This window comes from Alkalihalophilus pseudofirmus (genome assembly GCF_029094545.1).
Classification (GTDB): domain Bacteria; phylum Bacillota; class Bacilli; order Bacillales; family Bacillaceae_D; genus Alkalihalophilus; species Alkalihalophilus pseudofirmus.
In genome coordinates this window covers 3704840-3728459 of the sequence record NZ_CP117835.1, presented here as the reverse complement: position 1 = coordinate 3728459, position 23620 = coordinate 3704840, and the positions used below count along the sequence as shown (strand labels likewise).

31 protein-coding genes are annotated in these 23620 nt (G+C 38.9%); 21 read left to right on the top strand and 10 right to left on the bottom strand.

Annotated elements, in window-relative coordinates; genetic code table 11:
* Positions 1-72 precede the first annotated feature (72 nt).
* Positions 73-1470 (bottom strand): sigma-54 interaction domain-containing protein, encoded by a 1398-nt coding sequence (locus PQ478_RS19495; RefSeq protein ID WP_289235270.1) that lies wholly within the window; start codon positions 1468-1470, stop codon positions 73-75.
* 236 nt (positions 1471-1706) lie between these two features.
* On the opposite strand from PQ478_RS19495, the gene PQ478_RS19490 reads away from it, so the two are divergent.
* Positions 1707-3104 (top strand): APC family permease, encoded by a 1398-nt coding sequence (locus PQ478_RS19490; protein ID WP_289235269.1) that lies wholly within the window; start codon positions 1707-1709, stop codon positions 3102-3104.
* 222 nt (positions 3105-3326) lie between these two features.
* Here PQ478_RS19490 and PQ478_RS19485 read toward each other — a convergent pair whose 3' ends face one another.
* Positions 3327-4556: a Fic family protein gene (locus PQ478_RS19485; RefSeq protein ID WP_289235268.1), complete on the bottom strand. Its 1230-nt coding sequence runs from the start codon at positions 4554-4556 to the stop codon at positions 3327-3329.
* Positions 4557-4837: 281 nt separating this feature from the next.
* Complete coding sequence (locus PQ478_RS19480; protein WP_289235267.1) at positions 4838-5053, bottom strand: hypothetical protein; 216 nt, start codon at positions 5051-5053, stop codon at positions 4838-4840.
* A gap of 130 nt (positions 5054-5183) precedes the next feature.
* On the opposite strand from PQ478_RS19480, the gene PQ478_RS19475 reads away from it, so the two are divergent.
* A complete protein-coding gene (locus tag PQ478_RS19475; RefSeq protein WP_289235266.1) occupies positions 5184-5891 on the top strand; it encodes a hypothetical protein in 708 nt (235 codons plus the stop codon).
* A gap of 101 nt (positions 5892-5992) precedes the next feature.
* Here the strand turns inward: PQ478_RS19475 and PQ478_RS19470 are convergent, their stop codons facing one another.
* Positions 5993-6187 (bottom strand): aspartyl-phosphate phosphatase Spo0E family protein, encoded by a 195-nt coding sequence (locus PQ478_RS19470; protein ID WP_289235265.1) that lies wholly within the window; start codon positions 6185-6187, stop codon positions 5993-5995.
* Positions 6188-6420: 233 nt separating this feature from the next.
* Here PQ478_RS19470 and PQ478_RS19465 point away from each other — a divergent pair, with 233 nt between their 5' ends.
* Positions 6421-7014, top strand: a complete 594-nt coding sequence (locus PQ478_RS19465) for a uracil-DNA glycosylase family protein (RefSeq protein WP_289235264.1) — start codon at positions 6421-6423, stop codon at positions 7012-7014.
* 215 nt (positions 7015-7229) lie between these two features.
* Here the strand turns inward: PQ478_RS19465 and PQ478_RS19460 are convergent, their stop codons facing one another.
* Positions 7230-7532 (bottom strand): hypothetical protein, encoded by a 303-nt coding sequence (locus tag PQ478_RS19460; protein WP_289235263.1) that lies wholly within the window; start codon positions 7530-7532, stop codon positions 7230-7232.
* A 145-nt stretch (positions 7533-7677) separates the two neighbouring features.
* Here PQ478_RS19460 and PQ478_RS19455 point away from each other — a divergent pair, with 145 nt between their 5' ends.
* The 7 genes from PQ478_RS19455 (at position 7678) to PQ478_RS19425 (ending at position 12269) form a co-directional block, all read left to right on the top strand.
* The gene (locus tag PQ478_RS19455; RefSeq protein WP_289235262.1) at positions 7678-8412 is read left to right on the top strand and encodes a copper amine oxidase N-terminal domain-containing protein; all 735 of its coding nucleotides are present in this window, start codon (positions 7678-7680) and stop codon (positions 8410-8412) included.
* A gap of 22 nt (positions 8413-8434) precedes the next feature.
* Positions 8435-8998 (top strand): hypothetical protein, encoded by a 564-nt coding sequence (locus tag PQ478_RS19450; protein WP_289235261.1) that lies wholly within the window; start codon positions 8435-8437, stop codon positions 8996-8998.
* Positions 8999-9081: 83 nt separating this feature from the next.
* A complete protein-coding gene (locus tag PQ478_RS19445; RefSeq protein WP_289235260.1) occupies positions 9082-9606 on the top strand; it encodes a hypothetical protein in 525 nt (174 codons plus the stop codon).
* Positions 9607-9619: 13 nt separating this feature from the next.
* Complete coding sequence (locus PQ478_RS19440; RefSeq protein ID WP_289235259.1) at positions 9620-10117, top strand: hypothetical protein; 498 nt, start codon at positions 9620-9622, stop codon at positions 10115-10117.
* A 449-nt stretch (positions 10118-10566) separates the two neighbouring features.
* Positions 10567-11037: a hypothetical protein gene (locus PQ478_RS19435; RefSeq protein WP_289235258.1), complete on the top strand. Its 471-nt coding sequence runs from the start codon at positions 10567-10569 to the stop codon at positions 11035-11037.
* 384 nt (positions 11038-11421) lie between these two features.
* Positions 11422-11772 (top strand): hypothetical protein, encoded by a 351-nt coding sequence (locus PQ478_RS19430; RefSeq protein WP_289235257.1) that lies wholly within the window; start codon positions 11422-11424, stop codon positions 11770-11772.
* A 158-nt stretch (positions 11773-11930) separates the two neighbouring features.
* Positions 11931-12269, top strand: a complete 339-nt coding sequence (locus PQ478_RS19425; protein WP_289235256.1) for a DUF3221 domain-containing protein — start codon at positions 11931-11933, stop codon at positions 12267-12269.
* A gap of 132 nt (positions 12270-12401) precedes the next feature.
* Here PQ478_RS19425 and PQ478_RS19420 read toward each other — a convergent pair whose 3' ends face one another.
* Positions 12402-12764, bottom strand: a complete 363-nt coding sequence (locus PQ478_RS19420; RefSeq protein WP_289235255.1) for a hypothetical protein — start codon at positions 12762-12764, stop codon at positions 12402-12404.
* Between the two features lie 193 nt (positions 12765-12957).
* Between PQ478_RS19420 and rpsN the strand changes: the two genes are divergently transcribed.
* Complete coding sequence (gene rpsN, locus PQ478_RS19415) at positions 12958-13227, top strand: 30S ribosomal protein S14 (RefSeq protein ID WP_012960579.1); 270 nt, start codon at positions 12958-12960, stop codon at positions 13225-13227.
* 45 nt (positions 13228-13272) lie between these two features.
* Here the strand turns inward: rpsN and PQ478_RS19410 are convergent, their stop codons facing one another.
* Positions 13273-13593, bottom strand: a complete 321-nt coding sequence (locus PQ478_RS19410; protein WP_289235254.1) for a hypothetical protein — start codon at positions 13591-13593, stop codon at positions 13273-13275.
* 575 nt (positions 13594-14168) lie between these two features.
* The gene (locus PQ478_RS19405; protein ID WP_289235253.1) at positions 14169-15038 is read right to left on the bottom strand and encodes an SDR family oxidoreductase; all 870 of its coding nucleotides are present in this window, start codon (positions 15036-15038) and stop codon (positions 14169-14171) included.
* Between the two features lie 183 nt (positions 15039-15221).
* On the opposite strand from PQ478_RS19405, the gene PQ478_RS19400 reads away from it, so the two are divergent.
* The 6 genes from PQ478_RS19400 to PQ478_RS19375 all read left to right on the top strand — a co-directional run bounded on the left by PQ478_RS19400 (position 15222) and on the right by PQ478_RS19375 (position 19138).
* Positions 15222-16136, top strand: coding sequence for a copper amine oxidase N-terminal domain-containing protein (locus tag PQ478_RS19400; RefSeq protein ID WP_289235252.1), 915 nt, complete (start codon positions 15222-15224; stop codon positions 16134-16136).
* 177 nt (positions 16137-16313) lie between these two features.
* Positions 16314-16472 (top strand): YgiT-type zinc finger protein, encoded by a 159-nt coding sequence (locus PQ478_RS19395; protein WP_289235251.1) that lies wholly within the window; start codon positions 16314-16316, stop codon positions 16470-16472.
* A complete protein-coding gene (locus PQ478_RS19390) occupies positions 16465-17733 on the top strand; it encodes a restriction endonuclease (protein ID WP_289235250.1) in 1269 nt (422 codons plus the stop codon). The genes PQ478_RS19395 and PQ478_RS19390 overlap by 8 nt, the downstream gene beginning before the upstream one ends.
* 5 nt (positions 17734-17738) lie before the next feature.
* Positions 17739-18440, top strand: a complete 702-nt coding sequence (locus tag PQ478_RS19385; protein ID WP_289235249.1) for a nuclease-related domain-containing protein — start codon at positions 17739-17741, stop codon at positions 18438-18440.
* Between the two features lie 256 nt (positions 18441-18696).
* The gene (locus PQ478_RS19380; RefSeq protein WP_289235248.1) at positions 18697-18861 is read left to right on the top strand and encodes a YwzD family small protein; all 165 of its coding nucleotides are present in this window, start codon (positions 18697-18699) and stop codon (positions 18859-18861) included.
* Between the two features lie 67 nt (positions 18862-18928).
* Positions 18929-19138, top strand: a complete 210-nt coding sequence (locus PQ478_RS19375) for a cation transporter (protein ID WP_289235247.1) — start codon at positions 18929-18931, stop codon at positions 19136-19138.
* Positions 19139-19304: 166 nt separating this feature from the next.
* Here the strand turns inward: PQ478_RS19375 and PQ478_RS19370 are convergent, their stop codons facing one another.
* Entirely contained in the window at positions 19305-19799 is a 495-nt protein-coding gene (locus PQ478_RS19370) for a sigma-70 family RNA polymerase sigma factor (RefSeq protein WP_289235246.1), read from the bottom strand.
* A gap of 308 nt (positions 19800-20107) precedes the next feature.
* On the opposite strand from PQ478_RS19370, the gene PQ478_RS19365 reads away from it, so the two are divergent.
* The gene (locus tag PQ478_RS19365; protein ID WP_289235245.1) at positions 20108-20599 is read left to right on the top strand and encodes a VanZ family protein; all 492 of its coding nucleotides are present in this window, start codon (positions 20108-20110) and stop codon (positions 20597-20599) included.
* Between the two features lie 178 nt (positions 20600-20777).
* Here the strand turns inward: PQ478_RS19365 and PQ478_RS19360 are convergent, their stop codons facing one another.
* Positions 20778-20894, bottom strand: a complete 117-nt coding sequence (locus PQ478_RS19360; protein ID WP_289235244.1) for a lipoprotein — start codon at positions 20892-20894, stop codon at positions 20778-20780.
* Between the two features lie 187 nt (positions 20895-21081).
* On the opposite strand from PQ478_RS19360, the gene PQ478_RS19355 reads away from it, so the two are divergent.
* From PQ478_RS19355 to PQ478_RS19345, 3 genes are all read left to right on the top strand, one after another.
* Positions 21082-21963, top strand: a complete 882-nt coding sequence (locus PQ478_RS19355; protein ID WP_289235243.1) for a helix-turn-helix domain-containing protein — start codon at positions 21082-21084, stop codon at positions 21961-21963.
* A gap of 201 nt (positions 21964-22164) precedes the next feature.
* Positions 22165-22509, top strand: coding sequence for a 4'-phosphopantetheinyl transferase superfamily protein (locus PQ478_RS19350; protein ID WP_289235242.1), 345 nt, complete (start codon positions 22165-22167; stop codon positions 22507-22509).
* 216 nt (positions 22510-22725) lie between these two features.
* Positions 22726-23613 carry a helix-turn-helix domain-containing protein gene (locus PQ478_RS19345; protein ID WP_289235241.1) on the top strand — a complete coding sequence of 296 codons (888 nt, stop codon included), beginning with the start codon at positions 22726-22728 and terminating at the stop codon, positions 23611-23613.
* Positions 23614-23620: the final 7 nt, after the last annotated feature.

Genomic DNA, 23620 nt, shown 5'->3' with positions numbered 1-23620 from the left:
TTGGTCAGAGGAAATTAAATGAAGAACCGAGCTGTCGTGGATTGACAGCTCGGTTTTTTCTGCTTACCTACGTTATATCCTATCCTTATACTTCTTCATCTTATAAATAACCGATGGCTGGCTGATGCCGAGATACTTCGCCATCTCATACGTCGTTTTACATTCGCTTTGCGCGCGGCTTAGTAGTTGAATCTCCACATGCTCCACAGCTTCTTTCATATCTCTTATCTCCATTTGGGGCAAGAGGTTTGTTACTGGCTGTGCCACGTATTCATGAGTGGCGTTATTGATCTCACTTGGCAGGTGATGGGGGAGGATCGTTGGCTCTTCAATGGTGAGGACGAGCCTTTCAATCACATTCTCCATTTCCCGTACGTTCCCAGGCCACTCATAGTGATGAAGCAGATCATAAGTAGTTGGGGCAAGCTTTTTTGCCGTCTTATATTTTTCGTTCATCAATTGCAAGTAATGCTGCAAGAGGATCGTGATATCATCCTGACGTTCCTTTAACGGCGGGATCTTGATCGGAATCACGTTTAACCGGTAATAGAGGTCAAAACGAAAGGTCCCTTGATCCACCATTTCTTTTAACGGTTGATTGGTGGCCGTAATTAAGCGGAAGTCGACCTGTTTCTCCTCTTTCCCGCCTACCCTCATAAACTTCTTCTCCTGCAAGACCTTCAGCAATTTCACTTGAATTGCTAGCGGCAGCTCGCCTATTTCATCGAGGAATAAGGTGCCTTGGTCTGCTTGTTCAATTAAGCCTTTCTTTCCGTTCTTATGCGCGCCGGTAAAAGAACCCGGCTCATATCCAAACATCTCTGATTCAAATAATGTCTCTGGTATCGTGCTGCAGTTCACTTCAATAAACGGCTGCTTATGTCTCTCGCTTTGATTATGAATATGGCGAGCGAGCGTACTTTTCCCGACCCCGGACTCTCCAAGGAATAATATGCTCGCATCAGTTGCGGCAATTCGATGGAGAGTTGAGAAAATATGCTGCATCGACTCGCTGCGAAACAACAGCGGATGATGGCTAGCTTCTTTTTCACGGAGTTCTTCTACCTCGGTTTGGAAGCCCTCAATTTTTACTTGAAGCTGATCGTACTGTTCTTGAAGTTTAACAATTTCCGTTTGATCCTGACTGTAGCTGACCACATACTGCAGTGATCCTTCTTTGTTGAAAATGGGGTAGCCGGTGGACATAACGACCCGGCCTGACGTTGTCTGCTGAAGCACGCGGACTTCCTTTTTTTCCTTTAACACGAGTGCATTAATCGAGGGAGAGAGCACCCCATTTTCCTCTAGCTCGTAAACGGATTTGCCGATATAGGCGTCTGCTTCAAGCCCATACATCGTCCAATGGTTTGGGTTTGAGAAAAGAATGATTCCTTTATGGTCCGTAATCGTAATATTGTTGTTTGATGTCTCAATAATTTTAGCGAGGATGAGGGATAAATCTTGATCCATAATGAGTACCTCCAGCTTTTATTAATTTAATTATTGATTAAATCATCAGAATAATCAATAATTAAATCATGATATGCGGATGATGATTTAAAAATTAATTGATTGATGCTGTGCAGCCTTGATCTTATTTGTCGGAAATTTGGCACATTTCTTGCACTTATTAGTCTAGTACATAGAGAGATGGTTAGGAGAGAAAGAGAATATCGGGAGCATAAGAAGGAAGGGTGTGGGTATATTTGTTTAATCAGAAACCAGAGTTAAATAAGGTACTATCTCGATTGGATGTATTTGTGTTATCTGTCGGTGCGATGCTTGGCTGGGGCTGGGTTGTATTATCAGAAAGCTGGCTCACTTCAGCAGGATCACTTGGAACGGTAGTAGCTTTTATAATTGGAGGAACACTCGTAACATTTGTCGGTCTGACTTATGCCGAGCTCGCCTCAGCCATGCCGAAAGTCGGCGGGGAACATGTTTATGTACATAGAGCAATGGGAGACAAGGCAGCGTTTCTTGCATCATGGGCGATCACGTTGGGGTATGTCTCAGTCGTAGCTTTCGAAGCGGTAGCCTTGCCGACAGTCATTGAATATCTGTTTCCGAATTATCAAGTCGGCTATATGTGGACGATCGCCGGCTGGGATGTCTATGCTTCGTGGGTATTAGTTGGGGTTGGCGGGTCGATCTTCGTTATGGCGATTAACTATTTCGGTCTGAAGCCGGCAGCGAAGATCCAAGTTATTTTAACAGCAAGCGTGATTTTGATGGGACTTATGCTGATCTTTGGATCAGCGATAGGCGGCGAGCGTGCGAACTTTGAGCCTCTATTCTTAAATGGACCAGCAGGAATCATGGCTGTCTTAATTATGGTGCCGTTTCTATTTATAGGATTTGATGTCATTCCGCAAACTGCAGAGGAAGCCAATGTCCCGCCAAGAGATATCGGCAAGCTGTTAATTTTCTCGGTTGTATGTGCGATTGGATTTTATATTCTTATTGCGATTGGCGTTGCATCCGCACTAGATGGACAAGCACTCGCAACTACGCAGTTAGCAACAGCGGATGCGATGGCGACATTATTTGGCTCTGCACTCTTTGGAAATTTACTGATCATCGGCGGGGTAGCCGGGATTTTAACAAGCTGGAATGCGTTTATTATCGGGGGAAGCCGCGTGGTGTATGCGATGGCTCAGTCAAATATGCTGCCAAAGTGGTTCGGCAAGCTGCACCCGAAATACAAAACACCATCTAATGCGATCCTGTTTATCGGAGCATTAGCGGTTGTCAGTCCGTTGCTCGGAAGGCCTGCTTTAGTCTGGTTTGTAAACAGCGGCGGCCCGGCTATTGTCATTGCCTATTTAATGGTGGCGATTGCCTTTATTATTCTGCGTAAGAGAGAGCCAGAAATGGAGCGTCCTTATAAATCAGGAAGAACGCCGGTTATCGGCTGGATTGCTGCGGTGTTGAGTGTCGGATTTATTATTATTTATCTGCCGGGAATGCCAGCAGCGTTAATCGGTCCAGAGTGGGCAATCCTCATCGGCTGGTTTGTGATCGGAGGCTACTTCTTCAGCCAAATGTTACAAGGAAAGTATGATAAGAACGAAGAAATGTTGAAGAAAGATAAGATAGGGTAGCTGAAAACGATGAAACCAAGCTGGGAGAGAGGTGCCAGCTTGGTTTTTTAGTGATTTTCTTAAGTACGGTTCGTTAATTCGAACAAATTTCTCGATTATATGAACAAAGTCACAGTTATTTCGAATAACATTTTAGTTATTTCGAACAAACGCAGCGTTATTTCGCACAAACGCAGCAAGATATTGGAAACGGAAGAGATTATGAAGCCCTATTCTAATTTATTAAAGTAAAACAGACTCTAAAAACTCTTCCCGTATTTTATACGTTTTAGGGCGTTGGGTCACTAATTCAACATAGTCTTCTTCCTCTAAATGCAGCATAATTTTATTTATTTTATATCTAGTGCTTTTTGACATTTCCATTAACTCTGTGACAGACATTGATGTATCATCGTCTACGAAAGCATGTAAACTGGTCATTAATTGCAATAGATATCTTGCTTCTCCTTTTTCTGCCCATTTCTCGCTTTGGAAGTAGGTTTGAATCCGTTCTAATTTTGCTAGATTAAGTTCCAAGTCCTCAATGATTCCTTCTTGTCCTGTTTTAAGCAGCTCTAGCATGTCAATTAAATAAAAAGTAGTCTCACCTTTATTTAAAGGCGAAGGGATTTCTTCGAGCGCTTTGTAATATTTCGATTTATCTTTATTAACTGCGTAGGAGAAAGTGATAGCTGAATATCTATCTAAATACCTGGACAAATAACTACAAACTAACAAGCGTCCTGTTCTCCCGTTTCCGTCATAAAATGGGTGGATGTATTCATAATAGTAGTGAGCAACCATATATCTGTATAACTCTAAGTGGTCTTCATTGTCTAGAAAACGGATGAGAGAATGCAGTGCCTCAATAATTTTAGTTTCAGATTCTAGTCCAATATGTGTAGTTGAGGTTCCGTCGTTAACTTCTACATAACCTTTACGAAATAATTTACCGTCAGGTTCATCTTCTTGATTAATTTCATCAGAGACAAGCTGGTCATAAAGTTTTCTAAAGTCTGTAATATCTTTAAAGGGCTTAATTTGTGATATAAAGAAGTAGGTTTTCATTAACCCTCTGAAACGTTTGTGCTTTGAATCTGGTTTACTTAAATCATTTAAAACCTCTTTTAATTGCTTTTTCGTACTTCTAATTCCTTCGATTTCATTGTTACTTTGCGCTTCGTTGACAATTAATTTCTGAAAATAAGGTTCGATGACATATGGAGGCAGCTTACTGACAAGTGTAGTAATTTTAGAGCTGTTTAATAATACTTGATTGTTTAATGCCATTAATTTATGCGTGTTCACGTAAAATAATTTGTACGTTTCATTTAAAAGACGTCCTTTACGAAAGCCTTGTATGGAAAGAGAGGTTAAGTAGCTTCCATAACAATTTTTTCTTCTTTCAATTTCCTTTTCAAAAAACTGCTCCCCATCTTTATAAAAAACCTTAGAAAGCTTCTCGTATTTCATCGTTAATCACCTGCCTTATTTTAAATTATAGCGCTTTTTTAAAATTATATACCTTTCAGCTGTGAAATCAAAGCAGAATTATGCACTTATTTAAAGATAGCTAGAACTATTTAAACCAATTTTTCAACAAAAATGAAAAAACTCTCGTTGGAAGCAGTAGATTACTTATATCCTTGGTGGTACTCCTTTGATTTCATTAAATGTAGAATGCCGGCTAAATTTAAATAACCAAGCTGACAATAAGCTGTCGGCTTGGTTTATGATGATATTTCTCAAAAGTTCTAATCGCAGCTGCCTCCGCCAGATGAACTGCTGGAATCTCCGGAATAGCTGCAAGAGGCATTGTCTTTATAACTGCTGCCGTGAACAGGAACATCAGAAGATACATGATGTTTCTGCGCATGCTTGACTTGCACACGTTTAGAAGCATAACTGAGGGTCATCGCCAGGATAATGAACAAGGCAAGGCTGAATAATACAATTAAACCAACAGGCATACTATCACTCTCCTTCATTTATTGATATTATACTATAATTAGTAATAATTTATAATTTTAACTATTATTGAAAATTATGCTTCCTTATTAATCTTAACAACGTCTAATAATTTAAATGGGAGGAGAAATCATGTTTAACAATCGAGAACTCCATGGAAGTAAAAGAAGGTATAACAGCAGACTTGTGTATTCAGCAAGTATTTTAGTTATTTTGCTAGTGCCTGTACTCATTTTAAGTGTAATTAATAAAAATGATAGCCAGGTAGGAATGGTAAACGATGAACGAGCCCAGACTAGCTCGGATGATGTTGCAAGTAAAAGTTCTTTAGAAAAAGTTATGGAGGACCCCGATTACCCTTTAATAAAAGCAGAACCTTCTAAGAAAACATTTCAAATTGAAACAGATTATGCATATTTCGAGAATTTTGAAGCCTTGTATTCAAAATCAGAGCTTGTGGTGAAAGGGAAGCCATTAGAAAAAGAAGAATTTTATTATGTAGGTATAGAGGATTTTAAGGTGCCCTTAACTGGCTATGTATTTGAGGTAGAAGAAGTATTTAAAGGCGAAAGTAAGAGTAGCAAAGGTGAAACATTCGTTGTTTTTCAAGATGGGAATGAAATAGAACAAGCTAGTAACGTTACTTTAATGGAGGTGGGAGGGGAGTATTTATTATTCCTGGTAAACACGAATATGCAAGCTGGTGGAGAACAAACCTATATGGTCGAAGGCGGACCAATTGGAATGTTTATCAATAATAAAAGTTTGCGCCAGTATGAATCTGCTCGCTTCAAAGTCACCGAGCAGGAGTTAGTTGAATTAAGAGATGACTCATATTAAATTATATGAACCCCAAGCATCCGTAAACACGGACAGCTTGGGGTTTTATTTTGAAAAGCCGTTATTGCTGTCGAATTAGAAATGAAATTAGTAGATGTTGATTAGTATTGAGTGTTAGTTACTCTAGAGTCACAGCGTTCTTCCAGTTTATTTAACATATGATCTAATTCTTGACTATATTTAATCGTCTCTGGGTGAGCGAGTCCATTTACAGTTCCGCAGTAGACCATAATGTCTCTAATCATTTCTATCCTTACTTCAATTTCTTTTCTAGAAAGTTGGTGTTGTTCAACCATGAGCGATTCCTTCCTTCATTATGAAATAAATAACAAATGAGTAGGTACAAAGTATATAATTACAATTAACTATTATATAGTATGAATCAAGCAGTGTAACCACCTTCGACAAAAATAGTAAATAATTATCAAAATTAGGAAAAAAGGACCGTAAGCCAGATCCTCATTATAACTAATACGTAGACAAAATAAGGGTAAAGTAGAAAGGGAGACTTAAAAGGAGGCTTGGCAGCATGTGTCATTTTCAAAAAGGAACGAAAAATGAAGTGGCTTTCGTCTTCTCATGTCCGGGGGCGGCGGAGGAAGCTGCGAATAAGCCTGCTGCAGGAAGAACAGGGACCAATCTAGAGCAGCTGTTAAACATCTTGTCTCAGAAATACGGAGATAATATAGAATGGTCAAGAGAAGCGATTACGATCACAAATGCGTGGAGTCCAGTGGAGTATCGCAAGCTGACAGGCCGAACGGAAGCAACGGTGCGAGAGGTGTTGACCGAAGAGAACTTAACTCGCATGGAAGCAGAGTTGCGGGCTGTTGAAGGGCTGGTTATCACAAGCGGAGGTAGAGCGGCGCTTGTTGTTAATGCTTTAAAATCTGCTGAAAGAATTCATAATGAAGTGAAAGTTCTTCACATCCGCCACTTAGGACTGAGAGCACTTAATCAAATAAAGGTGGACGTAAGAGGTGAACCTATCTTATCGGTTGCCGATCAGCTAGCTAAAGACCATTCACTTTCCAGCCCGCAAGCCGGGAGGGAAAATACAATGAAGAGATTAGAAGTGGTGGCAGCTGAGATCGGAAAAGCTTTCATGTTTCACGAGCAATAGGCGGGGATTAGGTCATGAATATAAAAGATATACAAATTAAAAAAACTAAATACAATGCATAACCCCATCTCTTAGCCTTCCTCTTTTCATAATAGATGACGATGACACAGAATATAATCATATGAATAGCACCTATGTGAAAAAGGAAAGCACTATTTAAAATAAGAGAGAGAATACCCAGAATAAGAAACACATACCATAAATAATTTAGAAATCTATTCATTATTACCTCCTCTAACCCTCTTATTATAGAGCTCTATTAGCTCCGCTGTTTTTTCCATTTTACCTACAAGCGGATGCATGTAATCAGCCGTATCATCAACAAACATCCTGACGCAGCTACTCACGAATTGAACATCTAGTGTTTTTCTTTGATCGACCTTTACTAAAGCCAGTTCAAATTGTTTATAGATCATTTTCATCGTCCCATTGTACTTTAATTGATCTGGGTAATAGGTTTTGAGATCCTCTAATATTTCTTGGCACTTTATTTTAACGGCCAGCACTCCATCATTCATAGAGCTCTCTCCTTCCTCCTGTAATGTTCTTTACTATTCTAGTATCCGACCTAATCAATTGGAATAATTTTATAAGTTTTGTACATTTTTTCATAATTCGTGTACAATGGTAGTTGGTAAAAATATGGAGATAGGATTTGATACTATGAAACAAGCAATTATTGGATTTGTCTTAGGAGCTTCTATTTTTGGCACGGCTGCTGCATATGCTGCAGGAGGAGGGAAGAACATTGAGGTATTCTATAATATTAACGATATTAAGATCGATAAGGTGTCGAATATGCCTCATCAAGATCCCTTTATCTACATGTCTACAGCGTATGTACCTTTACGGTTTGTGAGCGAAGAACTTGGAGCTGAGGTGAGATGGGACGGGGAAAATCGAGTTATTCATATTGGTGAAATGGAGAACCCGACTCCTGCATACTTTGGAAGAGAGGTCGATTCGATCAACAGAGAAGTGGCAGAGGGCGGAGAGCTTCGTTATGTATTTAACGAGAGGCATGTCCCGATAAACGATAGCACCGGGGAAATGCAGCGGCATTTTCTATTATCAACGCTCGGAGGGGCACCAGGTGAGACAAACTCTCATTTTATTGAGTTTCCTTTAGGAGATAATTACGAGTATTTCCATGCTTCATTTGGTAATTTAGAGAACCATTCTAACCCAATGAATACACAAAAAGTGGTTGAAATTTACCTTGATGATCATAAGGCTGCGGAATACAGCATAACAGCAGAGGATGCCCCTGAAACGATCAAGCTAGAATTAAATGGAGCAGAGAAAATATCATTTCATTTTAAACTAGCGGGAGAAGGAGATCAGTCTGCATCAAGTTATGAAGCCGCACTCTTTAATCCGTTTTTTACTAGAAAGTAATTCGGAAAGTCGGAGGTAATCTATGAAGGCAATAACTTTTGGCCTGTTACTAAGTTTACTAATCGTAGCCGGCTGTTCTAATGCAGACTATGATCTTGATGAAGTGGTTGCTGTGTTAGAGGGAGAAGAGATTCAAGCGAAATACGTCTTAACATTATATCCTTTAGATGATGAAGGGATCAGAAATTATGTGTTAGGCGAGGTCCTCGTACAAGAGTCTAAAAATATGGGCATTTTCATTTCAGAAGAAGAGATAGAAAGCAACAAAACGTCACTTTATCAAGGTCTAGAAGCACAAGAAATCTATGAGTCGCTGCCAGAAGAGGGGAAAGCCTTTTATGAAGAGCAAGCGGAAGTACTCAATGTGACACCAGAGGAATATTATGAAATCTGGCTTGATGTCCATCATACCCATAGTGCCTATATCCAGGCGTACATAAATAAAGTTATTTTTATTTCGGAATTAGAAGAAGACCTCGATCTTATGGACCTAGAAGACCTTGAAATCATGGATCAGAGGATTGACGACCATATGGATGAGCTGGTGGAGTTATATAAACAAAGCGGGAAGTTAACTGTAATGTAGCAAACAAATACGATCCTAGTCGAATAGCTGCCTTTTTAGGGTGGCTTTTCTTCTTGATTCGCACTTAAATAAGAGGTGATAATGTGGAAAATAAAAAAATGATCCGGATCGTAATAGCAGGGGTGCTGATCATTATCCTTTCAACTAGCTGGATTCACTACAGGTACCTATATCCGCCATTCACCTATACGAATGGATTAATTAACGAGCAGCAGCTCTCTTTCACTGATTTTAAATCACCTGTATTTATACAAGGAATTAGAGATGAAGCAGATCATACGCGATGGTTTTCCAGCTATATTACAGATGAACATGTAGTCAGAAATATCCTTAATTATTATAATGATGCAAGTGCTTTAGAGATTTCAAATGAGCAAAGAAACTTAGCCTATGAGCAAGGATTAGCTAGATATGAGATTATTGTTCGCCAAGTGGAAGAATGGAGAGGCGATGGTCATGTGGCAAACGGAAGGGTCTTGCTGCAATTTCGCTTTTATGAAGACAGAGACTACTTTTATATTGATGAAAATACATATTATGAACTAACTGACGAATTTAGACAGGTACTGATGAAATCACTGTCAGATGTTGAATGGCACCAGTGGTAAGGGAGATGAAAGAATGAAACACAAACTTCTATATGGGATATTGACTCTCATTATTATTTTGTTAGGTGTGCTATTAGTTAATTCTTATTCACAAAGTAAGCAATTAGAAGAAAGAATGGAGACGATGGAAGAACATCATCTTTTTAATATTTATTTCATGTATCATCATTCACTAGCCGGTCTGATCTCCCAACTAGAAAGTGGTGCGGATACTGAGGATCTATCCTATTTCTTTCAATTCACTAACTTTCTTACAACCACATCAAGTGAACTTTTAAGAGAAGAAGAGTTAGATATTAGGACCAATCTGCAAAGGATAGACCAGGACCTGCAAGAGAATGATACGACAGAAAAAAGAGAGGCGCTATATGAGTTGGTTGATCAATTTCAATTAAATATTAATGAGGCGATCTTCTCCGAGGGTATAAAAAGTGAGCAGCTTGAAGAAGCGATGAATGAGTTTAACCAGGAGCTGGTTGAGTACCAACGTGTTCACAGATTAGGGGATTAAGGGAGATATTATTAAGTTTGGATTTAAATCAAATGATTTTTTATGTGATTTTTACGTATGTAACAATCTCGATTATTTTCTTCCTTATATGTAAGCATTCAACAAATTCTACTATTAAGTTTTTCTTTAGTATTAGTGCTGCCTGTCTTATGGGTTTTATTGTTTCCTTTGTAGGTTTCAATTTATATATGGGACATAATATGTCTTTCTTTATAGCGATTATTTTCCTTCATCTTATCTCCTTTATATGTTTTTTGTTATTCCAGGTCATTCTTTATACAGAAAAGTAAAATAAGTTTCCAGCGTGAACAATTACGATAGATATTAATTTTTAAGTACTTACTAGCTTAACTGGGGGAAGATGTATGAAAAAACTATCGAAATGATTAAGCGTAGAGAATAAGTAATAAGGGAGTACAATTTTTGTTAATGATAAAGAGGGAGGATCTATGAAAAAGTTTTGGATCTTAGGCGGCGTATTTTTAGTAGTTTTTATAGGGAGTCTATATCGAATAGAGAGAGTAGACAGCAAAGATTTGGACGATAAATTTGCAGAGAGGGTTGCTGTGAGTAGATTTGCTAGTCAAATTCATTTGACGAATGTCATTATGGAACGATACATTAACGGGGAGTTAGCTGAAGAGACAGTGCATTTCGGCAAAAATTATCTAGATAATTCATTTGATACACTGTTTAACCATTACTTCACCTTGAATGGAAGAACCTCAATAAATTATCAAGATATAGAAGACTTTTGGAGGCAATATAGAAGTATATTGGATGAAGAACCTTCTGAGCAGCAATTAGCTGATTTAATTAGATTAGAGGAACGCTTAGTTGAAGTGAGAGAAAGGGTCTATGCAGAAGATAGAGAGTTAAGGGGAAAAATTGACTCGTATTGGTGGAGAGTTGACTACTAAAGGGACATTAAATTGCTGATGTATGAGAAGGCACAAGTACGCCCTATAACTGCTAGGGCGTGCATTTTGATGGTCAACATTCATATTATCAATCATTGATTTTAACTTTTCATATGCAGTAGATTCGGGGTAGAGTAAATTGAGATTTGCTTGGTTATTATTTATAATGTATTGCTCATATAAACTTGTAAGCGCTCTTTTTTCTTCTACGTATTCCCCGCCGCAGCCAGCTAGAAAAAATAGTAGAAACAGGAGTGCGGTCAACCTTGTTCTCATACAAAAGCCTCCAACTATAACAATTTTGAACAAATATACTTCCAATTCATTCCTTTATACGAGTATATCATTTACAATAGTAGGAGAAGTTGTTTGGGAGGGTGTCAAATGTATTATCTTCAAGTTCTTATTGTTCCTATTATTATACTTTATTTGTTAATGAGTATTGATTATCCCACGCGGATCGGTAGGAATAAATACATCACCTATAAAGGGTTAAAAAATTTTCTTTATACGGTTTACTCAGGTCTGTACTTTCTGCTAGTGCTAGTGCTTACTCTATTGATTGGCATGAATCTTATGGAAGTTGCTTCAGAACTTGGAGGCTTTCTGCTGTTTATTACAGTACTACTAGTAGCTGGCGGATTTTTAGCACTTAATGTCTCAATGGTTATGAATCGATCAGAACTGACAGCTGTTATGTATGAAACGAATGAAAATGAATTTGATATTGAGTAGAAGGAGATAAAGTAGTAGTTTGGGCATCAGATGAATTTCTCGATGCTGAACCTAGAAGTGGAACTGCAGAGAGGGTTGTGGTTTTAGAATAGATACTGTACTAATGGGAGCGAGTGTTCAATAAGGACAGGGTTTAACACCATTAGGAGATGATCATAGTGAAAAGAACGATATATTGGCTATTAGCTGCTTTTATATTAACAATTGTATCTTATACCCTCTATGATAAGGTTATAAATCCGCCTTACAAAGGGACGGTGGTCCAAATAGACGGAAATAACATGTTGGTCGCAGCAGACACTAAAATTCAAATAGAAGGTAAACCTTCGGAGGATGAGGTTCAATCTTATATGAATGATTCGATTTGGTTTTCTACATCAGAAGATCAAATAGCAAATGTTAAAGTAGGAGATAAAGTAAAGGTGAGTTCTGGGGATTATGTTGAAACATCACTTCCACCTCGAATGGATGCCATAAAGGTAAAGAAATTAAGGTAGTTTTGGTTAGCGTTGCTCAACTATAGTGTGACTGTAGGTGAAGAAGGCTAATCAAGGATAAAAATGCTCAGATTTCTGAGCATTTTTATTTTGCTGTTTAACTAGTTAATTAGCTATGGATGTTTTTAAAACTTAAAACCTGTTCAACACAAAATACTTCTTCTCATCCTCTGCATCACACAATCCCTTTAGCTTCAGCACATCCGTAAATTCGACCAGCTCTAGTCGTTCTGATAACTCAGGTACACAGTCGGCTAACTCCGATTCGATCCTTTGCACAGTCTCATAGATCATTTTCTCATTCATATTAAAATGTTTGGCTGCTTGTTTGATGGGGGACTGGCGTCTCAGCAGCTGCAAGTAATGAGTTTGGGTTAAAGCTAATTCTTCAAGCTCGGCTTCGATACGGTCAATATATTGATATACATTGCGATCAGGTTCTGGCAGGCTTTGAATATAAAGCGTACGGGCAAATTGGTCACGGGCTTCACTCATTGTCATAACCCTCCACATATCCAAATTATAAAACGTAACGATTTCGATTTGTGTTTATTTAACCATAAGAAGCATTCATTGTAAAGAGGGATTCTGGTGTTTGACAGAGTATGTGGAATTCGTTATAGTTAGACTTAAATCGAAATAATTACGATTTGTATTAATGTGAATCGTAAGAAAAGGAGAGATGAAGATGGCTAAGAAATCAATGGTTGCCCGTCAGAAAAAGCGTGAGCGACTCGTTGCCCAATATGCTGAAAAGCGCCGTGAATTAAAAGAAAAAGGGGATTATGCAGCACTTGCTAAATTGCCGCGTAACTCATCTCCTACAAGATTAAACAACCGCTGCGAGGTAACAGGACGTCCGCGCGGATATCTGAGAAAGTTCAAATTATCTCGCATTAAATTCCGTGAACTTGCTCACAAAGGACAGGTCCCAGGTGTGAAGAAATCAAGCTGGTAACACACATAACTCCCGCAAAGCATACAGCTCTGCGGGAGTTATTCGTTAATAAGGCCAAAGCATAATATTCTGGTAGGCGGCGTAAATAAATGCTCCTAACATTAGGAGAGGAGAGCTCAAAAGGATCACAAACCATTTGCGCTTTGCACGTATTTTATAAAGAATAAAAAAGAGCAGCACAGCAATGATCAGTTGAGCAAATGACATCATGATGGAATGAGATAAAAACAAATCCCATCTCTCCTCCTCTGTTAAGTAGTACGGCGGACTTGACATAGACAAGCTGAACAATACATCTGAAATGAAAATTGCTGCCCATGTGAGGGGGAAATTGAGCAGCGCAAGTACAATAGTTAATATGAACATAGGGCACCTCGAATGTCAGTTTAATAGAAAATAGTTAAAGAATATGGCTGTACACTTCGTAAGAAAACCACCCAAACAGAATAAAAGGCGTACTCAAAACAAGAATGTACCATATTGAGCGGGCTTCTAGCCTTTTTAATAGTATAAACAGAAGGCAGCAAGCACCTGTCTGGATAAGGAGCATCAAACCGGTATGAGAAAGAAATATCAACCACCTCCCATCTAAATCGGCAGGGATGTGTCCTACCGTCAGCAACAGACCGGATATTACAATAGCAGCCCATGTGAACATATAGTTAAATAAAATAATCATCGCAATAAGAAAACGCATAAGGACACCTCTGGATAATAGTAGGTTAAGTTTACCAGAAAATTACTGAGGAATGTTGCGTCTCATCATTAATAAACAAAACTGGCTGACTTATAAACGAAACTGAGCTTGATATAAACGAAAAACCCAATTTATAAACGAAATCACTATTTTTATAAACAAACGCATCAAATATCTGGAAAACCCACCGTCGCACCACGAAAAAACCTCCGCCCAAACGGACGAAGGTTCCACATATCTTCTATTAAGTTGAAATAAAATCTCCGCCGTTTACATGCAGCGTCTGACCTGTCATATACGACGAGTCATTGCTTGCTAGCAGCACATAACAGCCGACATGTTCAACCGGCTGGCCTGGTCGTCCCATCGGTGTGTCAGTCCCGAACTCAGCAACTGCATCCTCAGGGAAGGTTGCTGGAATCAGCGGCGTCCAGATTGGACCAGGAGCAACAGCATTAACGCGGATGCCGTCTTTGACAAGAGCTTGAGCCATTGAACGGGTAAAGCCGTTGATCGCACCTTTTGTAGCAGTGTAGTCAATCAGCTGCGGGTTGCCGCGGTACGGGTTAATAGAAGTCGTATTAATAATCGTACTTCCCGGCTTCAAGTAATCTATTGCCTTTTTCGTAAAGTAGAAGTACGAGTAAAAGTTCGTACGGAACGTCTTCTCAAGCTGCTCGCTCGTAATCTCTTTAATGCTTTGTTTTGGATGCTGCTCGGCTGCGTTATTCACTAGAATATCTAATCCTCCGAGCTCCTCTACCGTTTTTTCCACGGCTTCATTACAGAATGACTCCTCACCGACATCTCCTGAAATTAAGAGGCATTTCACCCCTTCCTTTTCAACACGGGCTTTCGTATCCTCGGCATCTTGGTGTTCATCTAGGTATACAATCGCAAGGTCTGCACCTTCCTTCGCATACGCCACGGCTACCGCGCGGCCGATCCCGCTGTCACCGCCTGTGATCAAAGCGATTTTTCCTTTCAGCTTTCCGGTGCCAATATAGTTATCGTCTTCATAAATAGGGAGAGGATTCATCTCACTCTCAATACCAGGCTGACGACTTTGTGATTGTTTTGGCTGTCCATCGGTTTGATGATTTCGTAAATCCATTCTAATCTCCTCCTATTAATTGAAGCATTATCCTCTCTCTTTCAGTAACCTGCTAAAGCGGATTTTAAACCAATAACAGGAAATAGGGACATTTGAAGCATGAAATATAAGGGAAGTGGATATTTCCATTTTCAACGGAATAGATTAGAACATAGATGGTTGATCTCAATAAAGGGGGTCCATATGAAAAGGCTAATGATGTGTGTGGTGATGCTCGTGCTCGGGTTCGTTCTTATTCTAGGAACAGCTAATGAAACAAAAGCTGCAAGTACTGTCGTGAAGATGGACGGGGCAGAGGTCGTAAATGGAAGAACGCTCGTGCCATTGAGGAGTGTGTTTGAAGAATTGGGTGCAAACGTTATATGGAATCAGCAGCAAAAGACAGTCACGATCACACATGGCGCAAAGAAAATCATGCTGAAAATCGATTCGAATCAAGTCAATGTGAATGGTCAGCCGCAAACAATTGATGTTGCACCGGCGATAATCGGAGGCCGGACCTATGTACCGCTGCGCTTTATCAGTGAAACAATCGGGGCTGTGGTGAAATGGGAGCCAGCAAGTAAGACGGCCATCGTCATTTATAACGGAAAAGAGCTTCACATCAAGACGTATCGCTCGTTTCTAAGGGATACAGCAAAAACGTACCGGTTCTCTCATTATGAAGGAATTAGTGTATTGACGTTTTTTGAAACGAAGAATAACCGCGATTACTGGCAGACAGCTTTTACGTATGATGAGACCGAAACAGGGATGATTTATTACCGCGAAACGGCAAACGGGTTGTACATGGGTACAAAATGGAATGATGGAAACTACAATGAGAATCTGGAGCTAAAATACCCGCTTGCGGTTGGAAGCTCATGGGTTAACTACAACCCAGGAGGTTACGGCTACACGAGGTCTACGATCACTTCCACAGATAAGACCTTCCGCATTTTAGGAGAAACGTATACAAATACAGTCGAAGTAAAAGTGGTCTCAAGCACTGGATACAGTTATATAGCCTACTATAAAGCAGGAGTCGGACTTGTTGGGGCTCTTAATGTGAACGGAGAGTGCGGAGAGCAGTGTGCGGTTTTGAGGGAAGTAAGGTAAAGGTGAGAAAGCTCATTATCTTAGGTTAAGGTAATGAGCTTCTTTCTTGTGTAATAAAACACTTTCAAAAAATGACATTATTTAGTATTATATTCCTAGTCCTATATCATTATAAATGAGACCAACAGAGAGAACCAGGGAGCGAGGTTCTCTCTTTCTATGAACGGGGTGGAAAAAATGAAAACTTGCCCTATTTGCAAGAGCGAGATGTATGAAGATGCCTCAGAAGAGCTCGGTTTAGGTGAAGATGAAGTGATACTAGACGCCTTCTCTGCCTGGATGTGTCGAGGCTGTACATATATTGAGGAAATAATGGAGGATGATAAAAATGATTAAAGATCAGCTTGTAAAAGGTGAACTCATTGCTAAAAGAGACGAAGTCACCTATTTGTTCAGCTACGGAAATAATCAAGCGAGCATTCTCTATTTAGAAGCGAGAGTGCTAAGTGCACCGATGCATCCGGATGCCTTTTTGAAGATGGGATACTGGGAGGATTATACGGGCGGAGTCGATCTAGAAGCGGTCATTCCAACATTACGACTTGAAACGGAATCAGGAGAGCTTGTAGCAATTAATAAGCCCAATACCGCTCCGCAATGTTTTGTTTTCAGGCAGTCTGCAAACGATCAAAAAACGTTATTTAATGAGATTGAAAAAGGTCGTTTAAGACAGGGTTGGAGTTTTGCAGAAGGGTTGTCGCTGCTTAATGGAAAAGACCAATTTATTCAAGCGTTTGAGCAAGCAACTGCACAGTGGGATCCAGTAAAACAATGGGGAACATTGAGCCGAATGCTCAACATTAAGTCAGGAGACTACATCGTGGTACCTAAGCAGCCAGACGCGAAGCATTTTACGATTATGCAAGCTAAGCCGAGAGAAGCGGAGCTCAGCTGTTATGACTTTATCGAACCATTAAAAGGGACAAATGATTACCGCCACGTTATACATATTGATACTGAAAATATCCAAGTTATACATTACGAAGCGATCTATCCAGCTGTGATTAAACGCCTCCTGAAATCAAGAGCTTATTCAAGCCCCGTCAATATGGTAAGAAAAAAAGGCTTTAAAGAGGCTATTCACACTCTTATGACAGAGGCTGAAAAGACAGAACTCAGACAAGCTCACCCACTACAAGCAAAAATGAAAGAGGTCGAGAAAAGGCTGTATCAAGAGTGGGTGGAGGAGGCAAGAAACCTCACGCCAAGTGACTTTGAAAAAGTAGTCAAAAGCTTTATGGAAACTAACGGATTTACGATTAAACGTGCAAACCAATACGACCGTCTTGGCGGTGATATTGACCTCAAATGTACAAAGGAAGTACCGCTCTATACTCCATTTGAGCCTTCTACTATGGAAGTAATGTACTATATCCAAGTGAAAAAGCACAAAGGCACAACTGATGCTGCAGGCGTGAAGCAGCTAAATCAAATGGTCGATCACCTGCCTCTTGAAAACGGGAAGCATGTTCAGAAAATTTTACTCTCGCTTGCAGATGATTTTAGCGATGAGTGTAAAAAGCTCGCTGATGAAAGTGAAGTGCTGCTGATTGACGGAATGACATTTGCTGAGATGTATGTGAAGAGCGGGGAGTGATTTGAATGGAGTTAGCATTAACTTTTCTTATATTAGTTGCATTAGGAGCTCTTATTGTTGTCGGACCAACTTATATCCGCTATCACTCCTCTACTTACGGAAAGGCAAGCGGCAACACATTTAGAGAAACTGTTGCTAACCAAGGAGTGTACGGTGAGTTTATGACATACTACACGCTTGAGAAAATAGAGGGCAGCTATAAATTACTATCAAACCTCTACATCCCACGAAAGAACGGGACAACCACTGAAATTGATCTGATGATGATTCATAAAACAGGAATTTATGTCGTTGAATCGAAAAACTACAGTGGCTGGATCTACGGCCATGAGAACCAAAAATATTGGGTGCAGACGTTAGAAAGTAAGAAGAAAAATCGTTTCTATAACCCAATCTGGCAAAATGAAATTCATATTAAAGCGTTAAAATATGCATTGCAACGGGACGACGGTGACCTTTTTAACTCGCTCATCGTATTCAGTGAGCGATGCACGTTAAAAGAAGTGACATGCGACTCTTTAAATGTTGCTGTCATGAAACGAAATAAGCTGAAATCGATGCTGGCTAATCAAATTAAGGTCGCTCCATCAATATTAACCGATTTCGAAATGAACAAGATCTACTACATGTTGAAGACATATGCAAATGCAGATGAGTCAGTGAAAATAGCTCATATCGAGAGTGTGAAGAAGCGAGTAAGATGGTGAGATAAATAAAGTTAGTTGCAGGAGAGGCTATATTTTTAGTACAGAGATTTTATTACTGGCATACCAAAAAAAATCACTTTTCTGGGTGTTGATTGTGACGAATATGTGAACAACCTTACCCTCGACATCATTAGACATCATCAATCCTCAGAATATTGTATTGTATGAATAATCATATAACTCTATGGATAGGGGTTTACATTTTAGCTAGAGCGGTTATTATCTATTAAACAACTAATTAAGGAGAATCGATGCGATGTCTACTCTTAAAGATGCGACAAAGTTTACAGAACAACAATTAAAAGATCTTATACAGCAAATCCAGCAAAAAGGGACGGATCAAGCTGACCTTACGTCATCTCAGCTTGTCGAAGAGATTGCTGCGGTGTTAAAACCATTTGTAAAACAAGAAGAAGCATAATAATTGTATAAGCTGCCCCAGGTCATCACATACTAACCATTAATTAGTTTGATAACGGAGGGATCCTATGCAACGAGTTACCTTACAAATTGAGAAAATGAGCTGCGGAAATTGCTTGGAAACTGTAAAATCAGCGCTTGAAGGACTCGATGGCGTCGACCGTGCCTATGTTCACCTAGAAGACAAGACGGCACGTGTAGACTACGATGCCTCGCGCGTTAACACCAAGCAAATGGCCGAAGCCGTCGAAGAAAAAGGATATATGATAGTACCGTGAGCCGATCAGAGGATGGGCTCTTTTTTTGTATTTATAAAAAAGTGCTTTTTATTTACATTCTTCTTGATTTATAAACGAAAAGCTCTTTTTATGAACAGAAAAATACATTTATAAACGAAATTCATCATTTTATGAACAAATGCGCCCAAATATTTGGAAATCATCCTTATCTAGCCGCCGCACGCAGCTTCTTCAATGCCGTCTTCCGCCACGTCGCAACAGTGTTTTTTGACACGTGCTGCTCAAGAGCAATCTGCCCTAACTTCTTCTCATACACAAATGCCTCCTGAACCCATAAACGCTCGCGCGGAGAAAGCTGTCCAATGTATGATTCGAGCTCTTCTAATGGGTCATCACAATATTCAACTAAAGGAGCAGGTACCGCAAAATCAGAACTCACCTGCTGATCTTTCAGCACAAAACGCTCGTCATACACACGTTCACGCCTTAATTCCATTAGCATATGCCCGCGCACCGTATGAAGGGCAAAAGCTGAAAAGGACCCTTTCCCCTCTTCAAATTTGCGGTAAGCCTCCCACAGGGCGCATACTCCGACTTGATAAAAATGATCATGGTTCCGGTAAAGGTTTAATTTCTTCAGCTGTCCTTTAATTAGAGGTTCATATTGTGTGAGGATCTCTTCAAACGGTTGAGCTTGCATCGTTAATCTTCCTTAGACAGAAGCGCTTCTGTTATATTCCGCGGTAGACACAGCTTACCGGGAAAAGGTGAGGGGTGCATGTTGATGAAAAGCCAAAACGTCAGTACATAGAGCTGTCATTTCGTCTTTTTGCTCTAGGCCATTTTATGAAAATGAAAGGTTGGGGGAGTTAGAAGATGAAGAAATGAGTATTTTTACTACAAGATTAAAGTCGTAAAAATATTTTACGCCTTGTCTTTTACAACGATGAAAGATAAAGTTGGAAAATAGGAAAAGTGGAAGTTATATAGTGGAGATAAGGTGATCATTTGAATAAAAAAGTAATTGTTACTCTCATTCTGTTAAGTATTTGGTTAGGTGTCATAATTTATTCTTCTTCTCAACCATACTCAGATCAGGATATTCAACCTCTCCTCCAAAATTGGAACTTAGAGTGGGTGTATTCTCTTTTAGGTTCTATATCATTTACTTATGGGGGCTCGGAAATTAGTGTAATAGCTCGAGGACCTGCTGCATTCATCGAATTCTTTATACGCAAAGGGGCGCATCTATTAGTATTTAGTATATTAGGATTCTTGCTTACGAGAATATTTCTTGCTTTAAATTACAAAGTACCCACAGCAATAATGCTTACACTAATGATTATATTTCCTTTTGCTTGTATTGATGAATATCGACATTTATTACATCCAGATCGTACAGGACTCTTTGCAGATGTCATCCTTGACACCATTGGTGGTGTAATTGGAGTATTGAGCTATTTGATCGTACGAAGATATAAAAAAAGATCGAGTGATTAATCACTCGATCTTTTTTAATTCAGCTTCTCTGTTAAGTAACTTACTATGAATTCTGCCCATAGTTGATGCCCTAATTTTTAAAAGCACTTCCGCTACAATATTAAAAGAAAAAATTTACTTTTAACATTTAAGAAAAGTAATAGGTTTCTGGAGTAATACGGCACGGTGTTTAATGTTATTAAGTGTGAATTCCAGGAAGCGTTTGAATTACAGCTGCTGGCTCTGCTCCAACTGCACCTGCTCCAACGGTAGATAACACAGCAATTGCAACTAAAACGAAGAGGATTTTCTTCATATTTGTTCACTCCTTTGATATGATGTATTTGTAACTTTCTGACTAGTACTATAATTACACAAAAAATGATTTAGTGTAAGTCTTTAATAGGTTTATTTAAGGTGAATAGGTCTTTTTATTTTAATCTTTACTTTGGATACCATGTAAGAATATTAAAATAGTTATATTACGATTAGTAGGTGATAGAATGGAGCCTTTTAGAATTGGTCATACGATTAAAGATCTTAGAAGGTTTTACAAGATATCGCAGCAAGAGCTAGCTGAGGGGATTTGCACACAAGCAATGATTTCTAGAATTGAAAATGATGACCTTTATCCATCTGCCCCTCTTCTTTATCAAATTGCAGAAAAGTTAGGAGTAGATATCAACTATTTCTTTAATGTAAGTGAGACACCGCGACTGGATTATGCGCAAGAAGTTTGCTTGCAAATCAGGAGGCTTGTCAGGCACACGAAATACAAAGAAGCAATGGAGATGATTCATTTAGAAAAACGAAACCCACTCTTTCAAAAAGGTCAATTCCAACAATTTTTATTGTGGCAAGAGGGAATTTGTTATTTTTATAAAACAAAAGATAAAGAAAGGTGCTTTTCACTGCTTGAAGAGGCCTTATGCTTAAAGAATACCGCAAAAGATCACTTAGCAGAGAATGAAATAGAAATTCTTACGAGCAAAGCTATTATTTTATGTGATCTCAATCTATATATAGAAGCCATTGATATATTCAATGAAAGTTTAACCTTACTTAAAGCCATTCCACATACCCAGTCTTCGAAGCTTGAAGTCCGTATTCTATACAATATGAGCAGGGCGTACCACCTAAATAAACAGTATATACGTTCAATTGAAACAGCTACAAAAGGGATTTTCTTATGTTTAAAAGAAGAAAGCATGTATCTGCTTGGAGAGCTTTATTATCAAAAAGGGGAGAGCTTGTATCATAAAAAGGAGGTAGAGCTGGCACTTAAGTGTTTAGACCAATCTTTATGGATATTTAAACAAATTAAAAATGAAGCATTCTACCACTATGTAAAAAAAGAGCGAGATGAAATGAGCAATGTAATGTAAATCATAAAAAGGCCTCCAAAATGGTAGGTCTTTTTTTGTGTGGGGGAAACACTTATAACAAATTTAATATTTTTGGTCTCTAAAAGTTAATGTACTCTGTATTTCTAAAAAAGTTCTTCTTAATCCTGAATCATGCCACATTCACACAGGTAAGTTTTTAATTATACTAAGTTTAATAATATCTTAAAGGGAGGACAATATATGAAAATATTTGGGTTAGGTGTTGATATTGTTGATATGAATCGTGTACAACAGCCTCATGTAATAGAACAATCATTTACGACAGATGAGCAAAGATATTTAGAAACCTCCATTGATAAAGTGAAAGATTCGTCCGTTTTATTTGCTGTAAAGGAAGCTTTCATTAAAGCAGCTTCCGGTCACGTTAGCTTTAGTGACTTAAAGAAGGTAAGTGTAAAACCTATCGATAATAACTATTTCATTTCATATGATGAAAATGACTTTATGAAAAATAAACAATGCTGGATTACTGCCAATGTATTCCCAGACTATACGATTGCCTCGGTAACCATTGTGACAGCGTAATTGAGAAGACGTTTGCTTAAGTTGGGGCAAGCGTCTTTTTTTATAAGAAATTTATATTCAAGAGTTAATTCTTTGATACTCTTATCATGAGGGGTTTCTAGAAAAGATGCATACCTCAAATTCAGCCGAATGGGGAAGTTTACTTATTCCATTCATACGTAAGGTAACCCATACACTTATTGATATAATTATTTTCATATTACGGGAGAGAACGTTATGGATTATCGAATAGGCAAGAAAATGAAAGAGCTGCGTACCTACTTACATTTAACACAAGGGGAATTAGCTAAAGGTATCTGTACACAGGCGATGGTTAGTAAAATGGAAAAAGGCAATGATGTCTATCCGTCAGCGCAGCTTCTCTACCAAATCAGCCAGAGATTAGGTGTATCGATTGAATATTTCTTCTCAGATGATGATCTTCCTCATATTAGTTATGTCAATGATGTTTGTGATCAACTGACAGAGCTTATTCGGTCTAAACAGTTTGAAGAAGCTTATGAGATCGTCAAGTTTGAAAAAAAGAACCCCACCTTTTCAAATAAGCCGCATCTTAAGCGGTTTCTCTTATGGCGAGAGGCAATTTGTGTGAACTATTTGCATGGGGAAAAAGATGAAGCTGTCCGGCTCCTAGATGAAGCATTAACGTATGCTGAAACAAGCGTCAAAAATTACTCTCTAGAAGAATTAGATATATTGACTAGCAAGGCAATCATTTTAGGAGAGATGGAAGGCTGGCAGCGGGCTGATGAGCTTTATACAGAGATTTTAAAGTATGTGAAGAAAATCCCATGGCAAAAGGATAAATCAACGATCTTAAATATCTACTACAATGCTTCAAGAACGGCTTATAAATTGGGGAATTATGAACGAGCTCTCCACTTAGCTGAAGAAGGAATCAAAGTATGTAAAAAAGAGAAAACACTCTATCTAATGGGCTACTTATATTATCAAATGGCGGAAAGTCAGTATGCGATTGACCAAGCATTAACAGAACAAGCTGATGTGATATATAACAAAGCTGTAATGGCATTCCAACAAACAGATGACGAGAGGAATTATGAGCTGGTGAGGAAGCGAGTTCTCTTTTTAAAAGAAGAATAGAAACTAA